We start from the raw sequence: 18,919 nt of genomic DNA, 5'->3' as shown, positions 1-18,919 counted from the left end.
GGCGCGACAGGACGTTCGCGCCGCCGGGCGGAGTCTGGGGTATCCCCTGGCGGGGGCGATGGGACCGCGGCGGTGTCGACGGGCTGAGCGGCTTCCCCTTCTTTCAGGTCAAGAAGGAGAGCCGTCGCCCTTACCACCGCACTGGCTCGGCGCCGCCGCGGTCCTCACGCTTGTCCGGTTCGCCGGCCACCCCTCATCCGGGTCGGCGATCCGGACCACGTACGACACTGACCTCCCGTCAGATGTCGTACGTAGTCTGGGTGTTGCTTCTCGGTCAGTCCTCGCGCAGGGCGCGGACGGCCTCGGCCACGCGCTTGCCGTACTCCGCGTCGGCGGCGGCGAAGTGCGCGAGGTTCTTCTCGATGACGTCCTCGCGGGACACCTGGGACAGACCGCCGGCGATGTTGGCGATCAGACGGCCCTTCTCGTCCTCGGACATCAGGCGGTAGAGCTCACCGGCCTGGAAGAAGTCGTCGTCCTTGGTGTGCTGCGGCGCCTCGTGGGTGCCGGTCCAGCCGTGGATCGCGAGCGGGGCGGAGAGCGCCGCCTCGGTCTGGGCCGGGCCCTGGTACGAGTTGGGCTCGTAGTTCTTGTCGTGGCGCGAGCCCTGGCGGGTGGCCATGAGACCGTCCCGGCCGTAGTTCTCGGCGACGGTCGCCTTGGGGGCGTTCACCGGCAGCTGGGTGTGGTTGACACCGAGGCGGTAGCGGTGGGCGTCGGCGTAGGCGAAGAGACGGCCCTGGAGCATCTTGTCCGGCGAGGGACCGATGCCCGGGACGAAGTTGTTCGGGGAGAACGCGGCCTGCTCGACCTCGGCGAAGACGTTGTCCGGGTTGCGGTCGAGGACCAGACGGCCCACGCGCTGCAGCGGGTAGTCCGCGTGCGGCCACACCTTGGTGAGGTCGAAGGGGTTGAAGCGGTAGTCCACGGCCTCGGCGGCCGGCATCACCTGGACGTACAGGGTCCAGGACGGGTTCACGCCGCGCTCGATCGCCTGGAGCAGGTCGGTCTGGTGCGAGTTGGCGTCCTTGCCGACGAGCTCGGCGGCCTGGTCGGCGGAGAGGCTGCGGATGCCCTGGTTCGTCTTGAAGTGGTACTTGACGAAGAAGGCCTCGCCCGCCTCGTTGGTCCACTGGTAGGTGTGCGAGCCGTAGCCGTTCATGTGACGGTACGAGGCCGGGATGCCGCGGTCGCCCATGAGCCAGGTGATCTGGTGGGTGGCCTCGGGGGCGTGCGCCCAGAAGTCCCAGACGTTGTCCGGCTCCTGCTTGCCCGTGAAGGGGTCGCGCTTCTGGGAGTGGATGAAGTCGGGGAACTTGATCGGGTCCTTGATGAAGAACACCGGGGTGTTGTTGCCGACGAGGTCGTAGTTGCCCTCTTCGGTGTAGAACTTCAGAGCGAAGCCGCGCGGGTCGCGGACCGCGTCCGCGCCGCCGAGCGAGTCGGCCACGGTGGAGAAGCGGATGAACGTCTCGGTCTTCTTGCCGACCTCACCGAGGAAGTTCGCCTTGGTGAAGCCGGTGACGTCGTCGGTCACCTCGAAGTAACCGTACGCACCGGAACCCCGGGCGTGCACCACGCGCTCCGGGATCCGCTCACGGTTGAAGCGCGCGAGCTTCTCCAGGAGGTGCTGGTCCTGGAGCAGGAGGGGGCCACCGACGCCGGCGGTGGCGGAGTTCTGGTTGTCGGCGACGGGGGCGCCGGACTCGGTCGTAAGCACGCGCTTCGACATCGTGACCTTCCGTACGGGAACTCTGCTTGACGGTGCGAGGAGCGTAAATTCGGCTCGAACATAACGTCAACAGTTTGTTGAAAATGAAGTGTGGTGTTCCGGTCGGCGGCGGCGCCTGGGCGCGACAGGACAGTTGTCAGCGCCGCCGCCGACCGGAAATCTGGGGCCCGGGTGACCGGGGCGGTGGATCAGACCTGCTGGCCGGAGAGGCGCTCGACGGCGCGCAGCAGCGCCGAGTGGTCCAGGCCGCCGTCACCCTGGGCGCGCAGCGAGGCCACGAGCTGGGCGACGACCGCGCCGACCGGGAGGGCCGCACCGACGTTGCGGGCGGCGTCGGTGACGATGCCCATGTCCTTGTGGTGCAGGTCGATCCGGAAACCGGGCTTGAAGTCGCGGTTCAGGAAGTTGTCCTTCTTGCGGGTCAGGACCGTGGAGCCGGCCAGACCACCGTTGAGGACGTCCAGGGCGGCCTGGAGGTTCACGCCGGACTTCTCCAGGAAGACCACGGCCTCGGCGCACGCCTGGATGTTGACCGCGACGATCAGCTGGTTGGCGGCCTTCACCGTCTGGCCGGAGCCGTGCGGCCCGCAGAGCACGATGGTCTTGCCGAGGGTCTCCAGGATCGGGAGGGCCTCGTCGAAGTCGGCCTGCTCGCCACCGACCATGATCGACAGGACGGCCTCGATGGCACCGGCCTCGCCGCCGGAGACGGGCGCGTCGATGACGCGGATGCCCTTCTCGGCCGCGTTCTTCGCCAGGTCGACCGAGGTCTGCGGGGTGATCGACGACATGTCGACGATCAGCGCGCCCTGCTGCGCGTTCTCCAGGATGCCCTCGGGGCCGTAGGAGATGGCCTCGACCTGCGGGGAGGCGGGCACCATCGTGATGATGACGTCGGCGTCCTTCACGGCCTCGGCGATCGACGCGGCGGCGGTGCCGCCCGCCTTCGTGAGCCGGTCCAGCTTGTCCTGCTCAAGGGTGAAGCCGGTGACCTGGTAGCCGGCCTTCAGGAGGTTCTCGGACATGGGCGAGCCCATGATGCCGAGGCCGATCCACGCGACCTTGGGGAGATTGCTCATGGTGAGGGTGCCTCTCAAAAACTGGTGGTACGGGGAGGGGGTCGGCCGGTCAGCGGGCCGCGCGGGCCTCGGCCGGGAGCCACTCGAAGGACGCGGCGGCGTCGGCCGCCTTGTACTCCAGGCCGATCCAGCCGTCGTATCCGGCCTTCTTCAGCTCGTCGAGCAGCTGCTCCAGCGGCAGGTCGCCGGTGCCCGGAGCGCCACGGCCCGGGTTGTCCGCGATCTGGACGTGGCCGGTCTTGGCGGCGTACTCCGCGATGACCTGGCTGACGTCCTCGCCGTTCATCGACAGGTGGTAGATGTCGAGGAGGAACTTGGCGTTGCCGAGTCCGGTGGCCGCGTTGACCTTGTCGACGACCTCGATGGCGGAGGGGGCGCTCACCAGGGGGTAGAGCGGCGACTCCGGCTTGTTGAGGGTCTCGACCAGCAGGATCGCGCCGATCCGGTCCGCCGCGCGGGCGGCCAGGACCAGGTTCTCCAGCGCGAGGGTGTCCTGGATCTGCGGGTCGACGCCGTCGACGCGGTTGCCGTAGAGCGCGTTGAGCGCCTTGCAGCCGACCGAGGCGGCGAAGTCGGCCGCCACGTCGATGTTGGCGCGGAAGCGGTCCGACTCGTCACCGGGCACGGAGAGGGCTCCGCGGTCCGGGCCGGGCAGCTGCCCGGCGTAGAAGTTCAGGCCCACCAGCCGGGTGCCGGCGTCCTCAAGAGCGTTCTTGAGGGCGTCGAGCTCGCTCTGCTCGGGGGTGGCGGTGTCGATCCAGGGCCACCACAGCTCGACCGCGGTGAAGCCCGCCGCGGCGGCGGCCGCGGGGCGCTCCAGGAGCGGGAGTTCCGTGAAGAGGATCGACAGGTTCACATCGAAGCGCTGGTCCATGGCTGCGTCTGCTGAGAAGCGGGTCATGAGGGGTAGGCGCTCCTTCCGTATCGCGGAAGTAAGTTTCTGTCTGACGGAATGTTGCAAGGCGGGCGGCGCGCTTGTCAAGAGGTCCCCGCAGGTCCGGGGCTCCCGTCGGGGCGAGCGGGGCCGTAGCGTGGGCCCATGGTGCGTTTGAGAGTGGAGTTCACGACCGAGCCGTTCGACCTCGACGAGGCACCGGCGCACGCGGTCGTGGCTCGTGAGGTCATCCAGTCGGCCGAGCTGGACGCGGTCGACGTCGGTCCCTTCGGCAACACGGCGGAAGGCGGCGCCGACGCGGTGCTCACCGCCGTCGACGAGCTGCTGCGCTCGTCGCTCGCGGCCGGCGCCACCCGCGTCTCGCTCCAGGTCAATGTCATCGGGGAGGGTGAGAAGTGAGCGAACACCCCTTGGTCGCGGCGGTGAAGCCCCTGGTCGACGCCATGGGCGCCGAGGTGCTGGTTCCCGCGCACGCGGAGCCCGACGACGTCGTCCTGTCCTGGGAGGGCGAGGACGTGCTCGCCGTACGGCTGCCCCAGCTGTCCGACTCCCTCGATCACATCCTGGCGGCGATGGAGCGGCGGCACGGGATGCCGCTGGCCGAGCTCGACCGGAAATCCAAGCAGGAGGCCGTCCGGCTCCTTGAGGCGCGCGGGGCCTTCTCGGTACGCCATGGGGTGGAGACAGTGGCGGGGGCACTGGGTGTCAGCCGCTTCACCGTGTACAACTACCTCAACAGGGAGACCGCCCTGAGCAGGGAAAAGGCCCCCAAGGCCGAGTAGTTGATCATGCGTGGCCACAAGCCGTCGTCCAGATGTCGGGACGACGGCTTTTGCGTGGCCGAGTTTTCAACAAAGTGTTGACGTTGTGTTGCGGAGGGCGTTAGCTATCCGCAGCCCGTCCGACGCACAGCGAAAAACAGCCACGGAGGCTTCCCGTGACTTCAGGTACGACACCGGGCCTCACCCGGTTCAACACCTCGGCGGACAGCGAGGCCGTCGCCACGCTCCACGAGGTGTGTTCCAGTTCGGCGTGGGGGAGCAAGATCCTCGCCCAGCGCCCGTACACCACCGCCGAAGCTCTCTTCCTCGCCAGTGACGCCGCCATGGCCGAGCTGACCGCCGAGGACCTGGCCGAGGCGATGGCGGGGCACCCGCCGATCGGTCGTCCGAAGGCAGGGGACCCGACCTCCTCCCGCGAACAGAGCGGGATGGCCGGCGCCTCCACGGAGCTCAAGGCCGAGATGCTCGAACTCAACCTGGCCTACCAGGACACGTTCGGACACGTCTTCCTCATCTGCGCCACCGGCCTGACCGGCGAGCAGATGCGCGACGCGCTCCGGCAGCGGATCGGAAACTCGCCCGACGAGGAGCGGGAGATCGTCCGCACCGAACTGGGCAAGATCAACCGCATCCGGCTGACCCGTCTCGTAGAGACCTCCGAGGAAGAGAGCTCCGCATGAGCACCGACACCACCGCCTCGGTGTCCACGCACATCCTGGACACCAGCGTCGGCCGCCCCGCCGAGGGCGTCGCCATCACGCTCGCGGCCCGCGGCGGCTCCGACGCGGAGTGGGTCGCGCTCGGCGGTTCGGCCACCGACGCGGACGGCCGTTGCAAGGACCTGCCGGCGCTGCCGGAGGGAACCACCCACGTACGTCTCGACTTCGAGGTCGAGACCTACTTCTCGAACAAGTCCAGTACCAAGAACCAAGCCGAGGCGCAGCAGGACGCCCCCCGCGTAAGGGACAGCGGTGCGTTCTTCCCGGAGGTGGCGATCACGTTCGCCGTCACCCCGGGCGAGCACTACCACGTACCGCTGCTGCTCAACCCGTTCGGCTACTCCGTATACCGAGGGAGCTAGCAGACATGCCCACGATTCTCGGCCAGAACCAGTACGGCAAAGCAGAGAACCGCGTCGTCAAGATCACGCGGGACGGCGACACCCACCACATCAAGGACCTGAACGTCTCCGTCGCCCTCTCCGGCGACCTCGACGACGTGCACCTCTCCGGCTCCAACGCCCACTGCCTCCCCACCGACACGACGAAGAACACCGTCTTCGCGTTCGCCAAGGAGTACGGCATCGAGTCCGCCGAGCAGTTCGGCATCCACCTCGCCCGCCACTTCGTGACGAGCCAGGAGCCGATCCACCGGGCGCGCATCCAGATCGAGGAGTACGCCTGGGACCGGATCGCCACCTCCGAGGCCAACTCCAAGTTCATAGGCTCCGACGACGTCAACCACTCCTTCGTCCGCAAGGGCCAGGAGACCCGCGTCACCCAGGTCACCTACGACGGCAAGAACTGGGAGGTCATCTCCGGCCTCAAGGACCTCGTCGTCATGAACTCCACCAACTCGGAGTTCTGGGGTTACATCAAGGACAAGTACACGACGCTCCAGGAGGCGTACGACCGCATCCTGGCCACGCAGGTGTCCGGCCGGTGGCGCTTCAACTGGACCGACGACGAGCAGCGCATGCCCAACTGGGAGCGGTCCTACGCCGAGACCCGGAAGCACATGCTCCAGGCCTTCGCGGAGACCTACTCGCTCTCCCTCCAGCAGACGCTGTACCAGATGGCCTCGCGGATCATCAACCACCGCTCGGAGATCGACGAGGTCCGCTTCTCGCTCCCGAACAAGCACCACTTCCTCGTCGACCTCGAGCCCTTCGGCCTGAAGAACGACAACGAGGTCTACTACGCCGCCGACCGCATGTACGGCCTCATCGAGGCCACCGTCCTCCGCGACGGAGCCACGGCGCAGATCCCGGTCGACATGACCAACCTCTAAGCGGCATCTGAGTGACCGGCCCCCGCCCGCCCGCAGTCGGGCGGGGGCCGCACCGGAGGGATTCCCATGGCACAGCCCGCAAAGGGGCCGGCAACCGCCGAAGGCCCGTGTTCCACCCCTCCGTCCACCCCCGGCACGGCCCCGACCGAGTGCCACCCGGTGGACGAGAAGCTCCCCACCTCGCGGCTCGTCCCCGCGGCACTCCAGCACATCGCCGCCATGTACGCCGGCGTCGTCACCCCTCCGCTCATCATCGGCCAGGCCGTCGGCCTGGACGCCGCCGGAATGACCCGGCTCATCGCCGCGAGCCTGCTCATCGCCGGCTGCGCGACCATCCTGCAGACCCTCGGCGCCGGGCGCTTCGCCGGCAACCGGCTCCCGTTCGTCAACGCCGCCTCCTCCGCCGGAATCGCGCCGATGCTCGCCATCGCCGAGACCAGCGCCCCCGGCCACCAACTCCCCGCCATCTACGGCGCGGTGATGGTCGCCGGAGTGTTCTGCCTCGCCGTCGGACCCTTCTTCGGCAAGCTCCTCCGCTTCTTCCCGCCGCTCGTCACCGGCGTCGTGATCACCCTCATCGGGGTCACCCTGATGCCCGTGCCCGTCGGCTGGGCACAGGGCGGCGACAAGACCGCCGCCGACTTCGGCGCCATGAGGTACCTGGCCCTCGCCGGCTTCACCCTCGTCGTCATCCTGCTCTTCCAGCGCTTCGGCAAGGGCTTCGTCAAACAGATCGCCCTGCTCCTCGGCCTCTTCATCGGCACCCTCGCCGCGATCCCCTTCGGGATGGCCGACTTCACCGCCCTGCGCGAGGCGCCCGTCGCGGCGCTGCCCGCACCCTTCGCCTTCGGCACCCCCGAGTTCCAGCCCGCGGCGATCCTCTCCCTGTGCATCGTCATGCTCGTCCTGATGACCGAGTCCAGCGCCGGCATGCTCGCCCTCGGCGAGATCTGCGAGCGGCGCAGCGACGGCCGGACCATCACCCGCGGGCTGCGCACCGACGGCATCGCCACCCTGATCGGCCCCGTCTTCGGCGGCTTCCCGACCTCGGCCTTCGCCCAGAACGTCGGCGTCGTCTCGCTGACCCGGGTCCGCTCCCGGTACGTGGTCGCCGTCGCCGGCGGCGCCCTGCTCGTCCTCGGCGCCTTCCCCGTCCTCGGCGCGGTCGTCTCCATGGTCCCGATGCCCGTCCTCGGCGGCGCCGGTATCGTCCTCTTCGGCTCGATCGCGGTCAGCGGCATCCGCACCCTGTCGGAAGCCGGGCTCGACGACAGCTCCAACATCATCCTGGTGGCCGTCGCGCTCGGGGCGGGCATCATCCCGCTCGCCGCGCCCACCTTCTACGCCGGTTTCCCCGCCTGGGCGCAGACGGTGCTCGGCTCCGGCATCAGCGCGGGCGCGCTCGTCGCCGTCCTGCTCAATCTGTTCTTCCACCACCTCGGCACCCGGAGCCGTCACACGGCCCCGGCACTCAAATCCTCCTAGGGTCCTGCCGTGCCCACACCACCCCAGAGGAATGAAGGAACCACCGCCATGGCAGCACCTTCGGCAGCCCGCATCGTCATCGAGAACGCGGCGATCGCGACGGTCGACGCGAACGACACCGAGTACGCCTCCGGCTACCTCGTCGTCGCCGACAACAAGATCGAGTCCATCGGTGCCGGCCAGGCTCCCGAGGGCCTGGAGAACGTGGTCCGGCGGATCGACGCCTCCGGCCACCTGATCACGCCCGGTCTCGTCAACACCCACCACCACTTCTACCAGTGGATCACCCGGGGTCTGGCGACCGACCACAACCTCTTCAACTGGCTGGTCGCGCTCTACCCGACCTGGTCGCGCATCGACGAGTCGATGGTCCGCGTCGCCGCCCAGGGTTCCCTGGCGATGATGGCCCGCGGTGGTGTGACCACCGCGATGGACCACCACTACGTCTACCCGAAGAACTCCGGCGACCTGTCCGGCGCCATCATCGGCGCCGCCTCCGACATGGGCGTCCGCTTCACCCTCGCCCGCGGCTCGATGGACATGAGCGAGAAGGACGGCTTCCTGCCGCCGGACTTCGCCGTCGAGACCACCGAGGGCGCGCTCGCCGCGACCGAGGAGACGGTGCGGAAGTTCCACGACGCCTCCTTCGACGCGATGACCCAGGTCGCCGTCGCGCCCTGCTCCCCGTTCTCCATCTCCACCCAGCTGCTCAAGCAGGGTGCCGAGCTGGCCCGCCGTCTCGGTGTGCGCATGCACACCCACGGCTCGGAGACCGTGGAGGAGGAGAAGTTCTGCCACGAGCTCTTCGGCATGGGCCCGACGGACTACTTCGAGTCCACCGGCTTCCTCGGTGAGGACGTGTGGATGGCGCACTGCGTCCACATGAACGACTCCGACATCGCCGCCTTCGCCCGCACCGGTACGGGTGTGGCGCACTGCCCCTCCTCCAACGCGCGCCTCGCCGCCGGCATCGCCCGCGTACCGGACATGCTCAAGGCGGGCGTCCCGGTCGGCCTCGGCGTCGACGGCACCGCCTCGAACGAGTCCGGCGAGCTCCACACCGAGCTGCGCAACGCTCTCCTCATCAACCGACTCGGCGCCCACCGCGAGGCCGCGCTCAACGCCCGCCAGGCCCTGCGCCTCGGCACCTACGGCGGCGCGCAGGTCCTCGGCCGCGCCGACAACATCGGCTCCCTCGAAGCCGGCAAGCTCGCCGACTTCGTCCTGTGGAAGATCGACGGCCTCGGCCACTCGTCGATCGCCGACCCGGTGACCGCCGTCGTCTTCGGCGCGGCCGCCCCGGTGACCGCCTCCTTCGTCAACGGCAAGCAGATCGTCGAGAACAACCGACTGCTGTTCGCCGACGAGGAGCAGATCGCGCGCGACGCGCGCGCGGAGGCGCAGCGCCTGGCCCGCATCGCGGCCCAGGGCTGACCCACCCCATGGAGTCCGACCGAGGGGGACGGCCCTCGGTCGGTCGCCGCGGACCCGAGCGGGGTTCGCGGCAGCCCGACCGGGAGGCGCCGTACGCAGAAGACGTACGGCGCCTCCCGGGAAGGTGATCACCGCCCGCACCCCCACCGGGCAGGCCGTCCCCGCGCCGTAACCCCCCCCCCCCCCCCCCCCCCGCGCGCACCGCACGACCCCGCAACGCGCCACCCCGCACCACCCCGTTACGCACCACCCCGCACCGCACCACCCCGCAACGAGCCGCACCTCCTGCACCCCGCACCGCATCGCACCACCTCCCTGAACCCCGCGTCGCCGCCGACGTGTAACCGACCGGAGGAACCGCCGTGGCCGCCAAGCCCCAGGTTCGCAATGCACAAGACGCAGGCTCCGCTCCCGAAGACCGAGAGACGCATCCGGTCGACGAGACGTTGCCCCCGATGAAGATGCTCACCAGCGGCCTCCAACACGTGGCCGCCATGTACGCGGGCGTCGTCGCCCCGCCCCTGATCGTCGGAGCGGCCGTCGGCCTCTCCGGCACCGAGCTCACCTTCCTGACCGGCGCCAGCCTCTTCACCGCCGGTCTCGCCACCTTCCTCCAGACGCTCGGCGTCTGGAAGATCGGCGCCCGGCTGCCGTTCGTCAACGGCGTCACCTTCGCCGGTGTCGCCCCGATGCTCGCCATCATCGACACCACGGACGACAAGGCCGACGCGCTCCCCGTGATCTTCGGCGCGATCATCGTCGCCGGACTCCTCGGCTTCCTCGCCGCCCCCTGGTTCTCCCGCCTCGTGCGGTTCTTCCCGCCGGTCGTCACCGGCACCGTGATCACCCTCATAGGTATCTCCCTCCTCCCGGTCGCCTTCGGCTGGGCCCAGGGGCCCAACCCGCAGGCCGCGGACTACGGTTCGACCACGTTCCTCTGCCTGGCCGGCATCACGCTCGTCGTCGTCCTGCTGCTCCGCCGCTTCACCCGCGGCTTCCTCAAGCAGATCGCCGTCCTCGTCGGCCTCGTCATCGGCACCGTCATCGCCATCCCGTTCGGCGTCACCGACTTCTCCCCGGTCACCGAGGCGGACATCGTCGGCTTCCCGACCCCCTTCCACTTCGGCGGCCCGCAGTTCGCCCTCGCCGCGATCATCTCCATGTGCGTGGTCATGCTGGTCTCCATGACCGAGTCGACCGCCGACATGCTGGCGCTCGGCGAGATCGTCGACCGGCCCGCCGACGAGAAGACCATCGCGGCCGGACTGCGCGCCGACACCCTCGGCTCCGCGATCAGCCCGTTCTTCAACGGCTTCATGTGCAGCGCCTTCGCGCAGAACATCGGCCTGGTCGCCATGACCCGGATCCGCAGCCGCTTCGTCGTCGCCTGCGGCGGTGGCTTCCTGGTCCTGATGGGCCTCTCGCCGGTCGCCGCCTCGCTCATCTCGGTCGTCCCCCGGCCGGTCCTCGGCGGCGCGGGCGTCGTCCTCTTCGGCTCGGTCGCCGCGAGCGGTATCCAGACCCTGGTCAAGGCCGGTCTCGAGAAGGACAACAACGTGCTGATCGTGGCCGTCTCCCTGGCCGTCGGCATCATTCCGATCACGGCGCCGGAGTTCTACCACGCCTTCCCGGAGACCGCGAAGATCATCCTGGACTCCGGCATCTCGACCGGCTGCGTCGCGGCGGTCCTGCTCAACGTGGTCTTCAACCACCTGGGCCGGCGCCGGGACGACGACGAGGTGACCGCGCCGATGGAGCCGGGCGAGGACATCTCCGGCAGCCACACGGCCAAGGCGGCGCACGTCCACTGAACCCGCCCGTCACCCCACCGCCCGCCCCGGTCCCCGCGCACGCCGCGGGGCCCGGGGCCGTGGTGCTCGTCAACCCCAACACCTCCACCGCCACGACCGCGATGATGACCGCCATCGCCCGGCGCGCCCTGGGCCGCGCCCTCCCCGTCCGGGGCGTCACCGTGGCCCGTGGCCCGCGCATGCTCACCGACCCGGCCGCCCTGCGCGCCGCCGCCCCCGAGGTCCTCGCCGCGGGCCTGGGCGCCACGGCCGCCGGCGGCTGCGCGGCGCTCCTCGTCGGCGCCTTCGGCGACCCGGGCGTGGCGGCACTGCGCGCGGCGGTGGACGTCCCCGTCGTGGGCATCGGTGAGGCGGCCCTCAGGGAGGCCGCCGCCGACGGCCCGCCCTTCGGTATCGCCACCACGACACCGCTCCTGGCCGCCGCCCTCACCGAACACGTCACGGCCCTCGGCCTCGCCGACCGGTACACCGGCCTCCGCCTCACCACGGGAGATCCCGCACACCTCTCCGCCGACCCGGCCCTGCTCCTCGACCGCCTGGAGCGAGCGGTCCGGGCATGCGTGGAACGGGACGGGGCACGGGCGGTGGTCATCGGCGGCGGCCCACTGGGCGAGGCGGCGGAGGAACTCCGCTCCCGTTGCGCGGTCAGGATCGTGTCCCCGATCCCGGCGGCCTGCCGCGCGATCGTGCGCCTGCTGTCCGTGTGAGGGCCGGGGAGCCGACCACCGACCCGGCCGCCGAGCCCGGCCGCGAGAAGGCTGCCGAACCGGCCCCCGACCCGGCCGCCGAGCCCGGCCGCGAGAAGGCCACAGAGCCAGCCCGCGAGAAGGCCCCAGAGCCCGGCCGCGACACGGCTCACCCCTCCACCGCCATCCGTCGGCGGCACTCGTCGGCCAGCGCGGGATACGCCGCTGCGATCGCCTCGTACACGCGCCGTCGGAGGAGCCGCTCGGCCTCGCCCCGCCCGGTCTCCCCGTACAGGCCGTCGAGCAGCACCTCGTACCGCGACAGGACATGCCTCAGATACGTGACCTGCCACCGCACAAGAGCCCCCACCGGCACCCCGGCGGACCCGTCCCCGGCTCCGCCCGGCCGCCGCGCCCCGAGGAGCTGCCGGTGGCGGACGGCCCGCCGCTCCAGTTCGGGCCCGGGGAGCCGGGGCACCTCGATCGGTTCCGCGCGGATCGCGGCGAGTACGGCGCCCCGTCGTCGCTGGGCGTAGGCCGTGGCGGCCGAGGAACGGGCGGGGCAGAGCGCCGAGGTCTCGGCGAACTCCGGCGTCCGCTCCACGGTCTCGACCCGGGCCAGGAGGTAGAGCCGCAGGGGCGCGAGTGACCAGCGGCGCGGATCCCGGCCCTGCACGTCGGGCGTGCCGAGCAGGTCCCGCACCATCGAGTCGGTCCAGCCCCGGCGGCGTACCCCGGCGAAGGTCACATAGGTCGTACGGTCCGTCATGATTCCCCCAGAATCGACTACGGAGAGTGATGTTCTCAGTGAAGCGCACGCCACTGACAAACGCCCCTCTTGCCGGGGTCGGCCCGCTTGTGCGATATAGGTCTGGACCTTTTCGACGGACTGCTCGGACGGAGGCCGGCCCGTGCAACGCCCGCTCGCCACACGCCTGTTGACCCCCCTCGTGCCCGCCCTCGCCCTTGCCCTCGCCCTCACGGGGTGCTCCGGCGCCGCCGTCCCCGAGGCCAAGGACGCCCGCGCCCCCACCGCCCCCACCGGAGTCACCGCCACCGCCGGCAGCGCCGGCACCGTCCACGTCATGTGGAGCGCGGCCACCGACGACCGGGCCGTCACCGGCTACACGGTCTTCAGCGAGGGCCGCAGGGTCAAGGACCTCCCCGCCACCACCCTGATGACCGACGTCGTCGGACTCACCCCCGCCACTCCCCACCGCTTCACGGTCCGCGCCCGCGACGCCGCCGGCAACGTCTCACCCCCCAGCGCCACCGTCACCGCCACCACACTCCGCGCCGCCGCCGACGACCGCACGCCCCCGACCACCCCGGCCGCCCTCCGCGCCACGCCCGACGGCAGCCGCGCCGTCACCCTCCGCTGGTCCCCGGCCAGGGACGACACCCGGGTCACCGCGTACGACGTCTACCAGGCCGACACCCGCATCCACACCGTGCCCGGCACCGCCACCAGCACCCGTGTCACCGGCCTGCGCCCCGGCACCGCCTACGCGTTCACCGTCCGCGCCCGCGACGCCGCCGAGAACTCCTCCCCGGACAGCGCCCCCGCCGACCTCACCACGGCCCCGTCCCCCGGCGCGCCCGCGAACACCGCCCCCACCCGCCTCGCCGCGACCTCGGCCAAGGGCGAGATCACCGTCACCTGGACCCCACCGGACACCGGCGCCCCGGTGACCCACCACGAACTCCACCTCGACGGCCGCTTCGCCACCACCATCATCTGGGGCACCACCCCGCCCCCCGGCCGCGCCACCTACACCTTCCCGGTCCAGGACCCCCCGGGCACCCGCTACACCGTCACCCTCCGCGCCCAACTCCCCGACGGCACCTGGGGCGACTTCTCGGCGCCCCGAACGGTGGTGGTGCGCTGACGGAGTCACCCCTGCCCCGCGTCATACGCCCGATTCGTCCCCGCCGAACTACCCTGGGAAGCGTGGCCGAGACCGTTCTGACCAACACCGGGCTCGACAGCTTCCTCGACGGAGCGCCCGAGCGCCGCGATCCTGTCTTCGTCCGTGCCGCCGAGGCGGTCCTGGGCCTGCTCGCCCTCCGGGGAGCCGACCGGGGGAGCGGGGTGCCCGAGCCGACGCCCGCGCTCGTCCGGCAGCTGCTCGTCGAGGACCTGCCCATTTTCGTGTACGCCCCACCAGGGGAGCTGGAGGTCTACCCGACCGTCCTCGGGGAACTCGCCGGACGGTTCGACGGGGAGCTGCGCGAGCGGGTCGCCGCCGTCGTGGGCGAGGCCGGGCCCGACTTCGCACGGGCCATGACCGACCCGGGGAATCTCACCTGGCACCGCTGGTACGCCTCCCTGCTGCGGACCTGCGGCGCCGACCTCACCGACCCCGAGGACGTACGGCGCCGGCTCGACGCCCTCGAAGGGGCGCCGCTCCCCGACGGGGTGCACCGGGCCGACCTCATGGGGCGTACGGCCCTCGCGGACGTCCTCCTCGCCGAGGCCCTCACGCGCGCGTACGTCCGGGACGCCGAGGAGCCGCCCGTCGCCGGGCCGCTGCTCACCGACCACGCCGTCGCGACCGGCATCGGACGGGTGGCCGCCGCGCTCCAGGACCGGTGGACCGCCGCGGGACTCACCGAACAGCTCGCCGGACCCTACGCGCGGTTCGCGCCGGGACCCGACGCCTTCCCCCACCTGGTCCTCGCCGACGCCCTCCTCGACGAGCACCTCGACCACTACGGCGACGTCGCCGCCCCCGTACCCCCGCCGCCCGCGATCGACGCGGGGCCCGTCGAGGAGGACGCGGACACTCTCATCACCGCCGTCGAGGAGCTGGCGGAGGAGGAGTTCGAGCCGTACGGCGGAGAGGCTCCCCATCTCCTGTACGTGGCCTACCGGCGGGGCTGCTCGGCCGAGTCCGTCGCCCGCAAGGCCGCCGAGTACGAGGACTGGTCGGTCGATCCGGACCTGGAGGACGCGCCCGTACCCATGCCCGTACCGGCGGGGGCGTCCGACGCGTACGTGCTTCCGCCCCTGCCCGAACTCGTCCGGCTCATCGGCACGGCCGGGCTGACCGAGGCCGACCGGGCCGGGCTCGAAGAGCCGGCCCGCGAACTGGCCGCCGTCCTCGACCGGCTCGCCGCCACCGGCCTGGTCTTCCGCACCGGCGACGCCTTCGGGCTCACCCCGCGCGGCGCGGGCGCCGTGCGGTACCTGCTCGGGGTGCGCGGGATCGCCGCGCCCCGCGCCGCCGACGCCAGGGGATGGGCGGCGCCCGAGCTGGTCGCCGCCGCCGCGGGCTGGCCCGGCGGCGTCGCCACGCGCGTGCTCGCCGATTGGCTCCACGCGCGCGGGGACACCGCCGACGCCTGGACCCAGCTGCTCACCGCCCTCGGCACCGTGCACGCCGGAGCCTCCGACGCGGCCGCCGTACGGGGCCTCTTCGCCGCCCTGAACACCAGCTCCGCCCCGCCCGACGCCCTGCGCGGCGCCCTCCGCGACCCGGTGATCGGCGCGTACGCCCACCAGGCCCTGCGCCTGCGGGGCGAACCGTCCGACCTGGTCCAGGTGAGCACCTCGGCGCGGGCGCTCTACGTCCTCGACGCGCTGCCCGCCAAGAAGGGCCCCCTGGAAGCCCGCCGTACCGCCTTCGACACGGCGGCCGCCGCCTGGCCCGGCGGGTCCGCCGCGCTGGTGCGGGCGATGAGGGAGGCGGACCACCACGAGACGGAGCGGGTCCTCGGCCCGCTCGGTCTCAACGCGTGACGAGCCGCGCGGTCACCCCGCCGTGAGGTACATGCCCGCCGGCCCCGACCCTGCCGTGTTGCGGCAGCTCTGGTGGCCGGTCGGCCGGGCGTGGATCAGGGCCAGGCAGCGGCCGAGCGCCTGCTGGCCGTAGGCGTTGGGGTGCATGGACTCCTGGACGAGGCCCTGGGTGCTCTGGCTGTCGATCCACCGCGCCCACTCGCTCGTCGTCCCCGACGCGGGCGCGGTCGAGGTCACCTGACGGCTCGCCTTCGCGCAGACCTCACGTCCCTGGAGCGCGTCCCGCAGGTCCATGAACTGCACGCCCTTGGCCGCCGCGACGCCCTTGAGCCGGCCCGCGAGCTGCGGGACGAGGGAGTCGCGGGCCCAGTCGGAGTCGGCGTTCCAGAAGGGGCAGCCGCCGGTGTTCGTACGGGCCCAGCCACTCTCGCCGTACCGGTTCTCGGCGGCGCGGGGGATGGGGGACGGGTACGACTGGAGGACGATCCGGTAGTCCGAGGAGGAGTAGCCCGCGCTCGTCATCACGGCCCTGATCTCGTCGACGGAACGGCCGACGTCCGCCATCACGCCGTCGATCCGGGCGTCGACCTCGGCCTGCTGGTCGTCGTGGCAGTACGAGTACCAGACGATGTAGTCGGTCGCGCAGGTGGTGATGATGTCGGCGAAGCCGAGGTCGTTGCCGCCGACGGAGAGCGCGATCAGCTTCACGTCGTGCGAGGCGGCGACGGCCGCGAGCCGGTCGGCCTGCGGGGCCTCGCCCTTGTAGGCCTGGCCGCCCTGTGAGGCGCGGATGACGTTCTTCGTGGTCGCTCCGGAGCAGGCCAGGTTGATCAGGGAGCTCGCGATCGGTCCGGCGCTGAGGACCTCGGCGGTGTCGGAGCGGTGACAGCCGCCGGCGGTGGTCCCGTACACCCGGGAGGGGTCGTAGCCGCTGCCCGTCCAGGCGCGGTCGGTGCCGTTGCGGCTGCCGGAGTTGGTGAGGCTGTTGCCGAGCCAGCGGCCGGCCTCGCCGGAGATGTAGCTGTCGCCCATGGCGACGACGGCGGTGGGCCCGGTGCCGGGTGAGGCGGTGGCTGTGGGGGCGGCGACGGAGGCGAGCCCGGCGGCGGTACACAGTGCCAGGAGTGCGCGCAGCGCACGGTGGGGGGTCGAAGGCATGGCTGTGCTCCTGCGGTGCGCAGTGACGTGTGGGGGAGAGCAGCCGCCGGCCGGTGGCATGGCGGAATCTCGCACGGCGCGGCTTGTTACCGCTAGGTAGCTGCACATCTCGGTTCCGTCACGGCACCTGTGGGACATCAGGACATGCGACAGGGCTCTGCCCCCGGTGCCTGTGCGAGCACCGGGGCAGAGCCCTGTGTGAAGTGTTGAGTGAGCTGTTCGGCCGCTGTGCGGTCAGCCGACCAGCTGTTCGTACGCGGGCAGCGTCAGGAAGTCCGCGTAGTCCGCGTCGAGGGAGACGTGCAGCAGCAGGTCGTGGGCCTGCTGCCACTTGCCGGCCGCGAAGGCCTCGTCCCCGATCTCGGCGCGGATCGCGGCCAGCTCCTCGGCGGCGACCTTGCGGGCCAGCTCGGGGGTGGCGGCCTCGCCGTTCTCGAAGACGACACCCGCGTTGATCCACTGCCAGATCTGCGAGCGCGAGATCTCGGCGGTGGCCGCGTCCTCCATCAGGTTGAAGATCGCGACGGCGCCCAGGCCGCGCAGCCACGCCTCGATGTAGCGGGTGCCGACCTGCACGGCGCTCACCAGACCGGCGTACGTGGGCTTGGCGTCCAGCGAGTCGATGGCGATGAGGTCGCCGGCCGCGACGGAGACGTCCTCGCGGAGGCGGTCCTTCTGGTTCGGCTTCTCGCCGAGGACGGCGTCGAAGGAGGCCATCGCGATCGGCACCAGGTCGGGGTGGGCGACCCAGGAGCCGTCGAAGCCGTCACCGGCCTCACGGTCCTTGTCGGCCTTGACCTTCTCGAAGGCGACCTTGTTGACCTCGGCGTCCCTGCGGGACGGGATGAACGCCGCCATGCCGCCGATCGCGTGCGCGCCGCGCTTGTGGCAGGTGCGCACGAGGAGTTCGGTGTACGCGCGCATGAACGGGGCCGTCATCGTGACCGCGTTGCGGTCCGGCAGGACGAACTTGGCTCCGCCGTCACGGAAGTTCTTGACGATGGAGAAGAGGTAGTCCCAGCGGCCCGCGTTCAACCCGGCGGCGTGCTCGCGGAGTTCGTAGAGGATCTCCTCCATCTCGTACGCGGCCGTGATGGTCTCGATGAGGACCGTGGCGCGGACGGTGCCCCGCGGGATGCCGACGTACTCCTGGGCGAAGACGAAGATCTCGTTCCAGAGGCGGGCCTCCAGGTGCGACTCCGTCTTCGGCAGGTAGAAGTACGGGCCCTTGCCGAGGTCGATGAGCCGCTGGGCGTTGTGGAAGAAGTACAGGCCGAAGTCGACGAGCGCGCCCGGCACCGGGCGTCCGTCGAAGGTGAGGTGACGCTCCTCGAGGTGCCAGCCGCGCGGCCGCATGACGACCGTGGCGAGCTGGTCCGCGGGCTTGAGGGCGTACGACTTGCCCGAGCGCGCGTCGGTGAAGTCGATCTTCCGGGTGTACGCGTCGATCAGGTTGACCTGGCCGAGGACGACGTTCTCCCAGGTCGGCGCCGAGGCGTCCTCGAAGTCGGCGAGCCAGACCTTCGCACCGGAGTTGAGGGCGTTGATCGTCATCTTGCGGTCGGTCGGGCCGGTGATCTCGACACGGCGGTCGTTCAGGGCCGCCGGGGCCGGCGCGACCTTCCAGGAGTCGTCGGCGCGGATCGCCGCCGTCTCCGGCAGGAAGTCCAGGGTGGACGTACGGGCGATCTCGGCGCGGCGCTCCGCCCGGCGGGCGAGGAGCTCGTCCCGGCGCGGGGTGAACCGCCGGTGCAGTTCGGCGACGAAGGCCAGGGCGGCCTCGGTGAGCACCTCTTCCTGGCGCGGCAGGGGCTCGGCATCGACGACGGCCAGGGGGGACGGCGCTGGTGCGGACATGAACTGTCACTTCCTTCAGCGGACTTCACGGGCGGTGCGAGGCGGCCGCCGGGCGTCGCGGGACGGCACGGAGTGCCGCAGGCGCCGAGATACGGCCGCAAGCGCCTTCTGTACGAGCAGGCGCTTCTGAACAGTGGATACTAGTTTCCTCATGGTGGAAGTTCAATGGTTTGTTGATGTCGAGATTCTCCGGATCAACAGAACATGGCGCTCGGTGCCATGCCGTACACGCCCCGCTCATGCCCCGC

At 71.1% G+C, this 18,919-nt stretch carries 17 protein-coding genes; 11 read left to right on the top strand and 6 right to left on the bottom strand.

Annotation, left to right across the window (positions count from 1 at the left end):
- Window positions 1–274: 274 nt before the first annotated feature.
- The 3 genes from ACIRB7_RS16835 to ACIRB7_RS16825 form a co-directional block, all read right to left on the bottom strand.
- On the bottom strand, window positions 275–1,732 hold the full coding sequence (locus ACIRB7_RS16835; RefSeq protein ID WP_403598535.1) for a catalase: 1,458 nt from the start codon (window positions 1,730–1,732) through the stop codon (window positions 275–277).
- A gap of 188 nt (window positions 1,733–1,920) precedes the next feature.
- On the bottom strand, window positions 1,921–2,811 hold the full coding sequence (locus ACIRB7_RS16830; RefSeq protein ID WP_351211445.1) for a 2-hydroxy-3-oxopropionate reductase: 891 nt from the start codon (window positions 2,809–2,811) through the stop codon (window positions 1,921–1,923).
- Window positions 2,812–2,860: 49 nt separating this feature from the next.
- Window positions 2,861–3,712, bottom strand: a complete 852-nt coding sequence (locus tag ACIRB7_RS16825; protein WP_403598532.1) for a TIM barrel protein — start codon at window positions 3,710–3,712, stop codon at window positions 2,861–2,863.
- Window positions 3,713–3,853: 141 nt separating this feature from the next.
- Here ACIRB7_RS16825 and ACIRB7_RS16820 point away from each other — a divergent pair, with 141 nt between their 5' ends.
- The 9 genes from ACIRB7_RS16820 (at window position 3,854) to ACIRB7_RS16780 (ending at window position 11,935) form a co-directional block, all read left to right on the top strand.
- Entirely contained in the window at window positions 3,854–4,105 is a 252-nt protein-coding gene (locus ACIRB7_RS16820; protein WP_351212043.1) for a hypothetical protein, read from the top strand.
- Between the two features lie 44 nt (window positions 4,106–4,149).
- Window positions 4,150–4,488, top strand: a complete 339-nt coding sequence (locus ACIRB7_RS16815; RefSeq protein WP_403598859.1) for a helix-turn-helix domain-containing protein — start codon at window positions 4,150–4,152, stop codon at window positions 4,486–4,488.
- 155 nt (window positions 4,489–4,643) lie between these two features.
- A complete protein-coding gene (gene uraD / locus ACIRB7_RS16810) occupies window positions 4,644–5,168 on the top strand; it encodes a 2-oxo-4-hydroxy-4-carboxy-5-ureidoimidazoline decarboxylase (protein ID WP_351211449.1) in 525 nt (174 codons plus the stop codon).
- On the top strand, window positions 5,165–5,569 hold the full coding sequence (gene uraH, locus ACIRB7_RS16805; protein WP_403598528.1) for a hydroxyisourate hydrolase: 405 nt from the start codon (window positions 5,165–5,167) through the stop codon (window positions 5,567–5,569). The genes uraD and uraH overlap by 4 nt, the downstream gene beginning before the upstream one ends.
- 5 nt (window positions 5,570–5,574) lie before the next feature.
- The gene (gene pucL / locus ACIRB7_RS16800; RefSeq protein ID WP_403598526.1) at window positions 5,575–6,498 is read left to right on the top strand and encodes a factor-independent urate hydroxylase; all 924 of its coding nucleotides are present in this window, start codon (window positions 5,575–5,577) and stop codon (window positions 6,496–6,498) included.
- A gap of 66 nt (window positions 6,499–6,564) precedes the next feature.
- Window positions 6,565–7,983: a nucleobase:cation symporter-2 family protein gene (locus ACIRB7_RS16795; protein WP_403598523.1), complete on the top strand. Its 1,419-nt coding sequence runs from the start codon at window positions 6,565–6,567 to the stop codon at window positions 7,981–7,983.
- 48 nt (window positions 7,984–8,031) lie between these two features.
- The gene (locus ACIRB7_RS16790; RefSeq protein WP_403598520.1) at window positions 8,032–9,417 is read left to right on the top strand and encodes an 8-oxoguanine deaminase; all 1,386 of its coding nucleotides are present in this window, start codon (window positions 8,032–8,034) and stop codon (window positions 9,415–9,417) included.
- A 455-nt stretch (window positions 9,418–9,872) separates the two neighbouring features.
- On the top strand, window positions 9,873–11,228 hold the full coding sequence (locus ACIRB7_RS16785; protein ID WP_403598517.1) for a nucleobase:cation symporter-2 family protein: 1,356 nt from the start codon (window positions 9,873–9,875) through the stop codon (window positions 11,226–11,228).
- A gap of 59 nt (window positions 11,229–11,287) precedes the next feature.
- A complete protein-coding gene (locus ACIRB7_RS16780; protein ID WP_403598514.1) occupies window positions 11,288–11,935 on the top strand; it encodes an aspartate/glutamate racemase family protein in 648 nt (215 codons plus the stop codon).
- A 148-nt stretch (window positions 11,936–12,083) separates the two neighbouring features.
- Here ACIRB7_RS16780 and ACIRB7_RS16775 read toward each other — a convergent pair whose 3' ends face one another.
- Window positions 12,084–12,683: a hypothetical protein gene (locus ACIRB7_RS16775; RefSeq protein WP_403598511.1), complete on the bottom strand. Its 600-nt coding sequence runs from the start codon at window positions 12,681–12,683 to the stop codon at window positions 12,084–12,086.
- Between the two features lie 142 nt (window positions 12,684–12,825).
- Between ACIRB7_RS16775 and ACIRB7_RS16770 the strand changes: the two genes are divergently transcribed.
- Together ACIRB7_RS16770 and ACIRB7_RS16765 are read left to right on the top strand one after the other, a co-directional pair.
- Window positions 12,826–13,803, top strand: a complete 978-nt coding sequence (locus ACIRB7_RS16770; protein ID WP_403598508.1) for a fibronectin type III domain-containing protein — start codon at window positions 12,826–12,828, stop codon at window positions 13,801–13,803.
- A 62-nt stretch (window positions 13,804–13,865) separates the two neighbouring features.
- Window positions 13,866–15,656 (top strand): hypothetical protein, encoded by a 1,791-nt coding sequence (locus tag ACIRB7_RS16765; protein WP_403598504.1) that lies wholly within the window; start codon window positions 13,866–13,868, stop codon window positions 15,654–15,656.
- A 12-nt stretch (window positions 15,657–15,668) separates the two neighbouring features.
- Here the strand turns inward: ACIRB7_RS16765 and ACIRB7_RS16760 are convergent, their stop codons facing one another.
- A complete protein-coding gene (locus tag ACIRB7_RS16760; RefSeq protein WP_403598501.1) occupies window positions 15,669–16,814 on the bottom strand; it encodes a GDSL-type esterase/lipase family protein in 1,146 nt (381 codons plus the stop codon).
- 234 nt (window positions 16,815–17,048) lie between these two features.
- A complete protein-coding gene (gene aceB, locus ACIRB7_RS16755) occupies window positions 17,049–18,671 on the bottom strand; it encodes a malate synthase A (RefSeq protein WP_403598498.1) in 1,623 nt (540 codons plus the stop codon).
- Between the last annotated feature and the right edge of the window lie 248 nt (window positions 18,672–18,919).

The sequence above is a fragment of the Streptomyces sp. NPDC093795 genome (assembly GCF_044764665.1).
Classification (GTDB): domain Bacteria; phylum Actinomycetota; class Actinomycetes; order Streptomycetales; family Streptomycetaceae; genus Streptomyces.
Note: the sequence above shows the minus strand (reverse complement) of the source record. Positions and strands in the feature narration are given on the sequence as shown.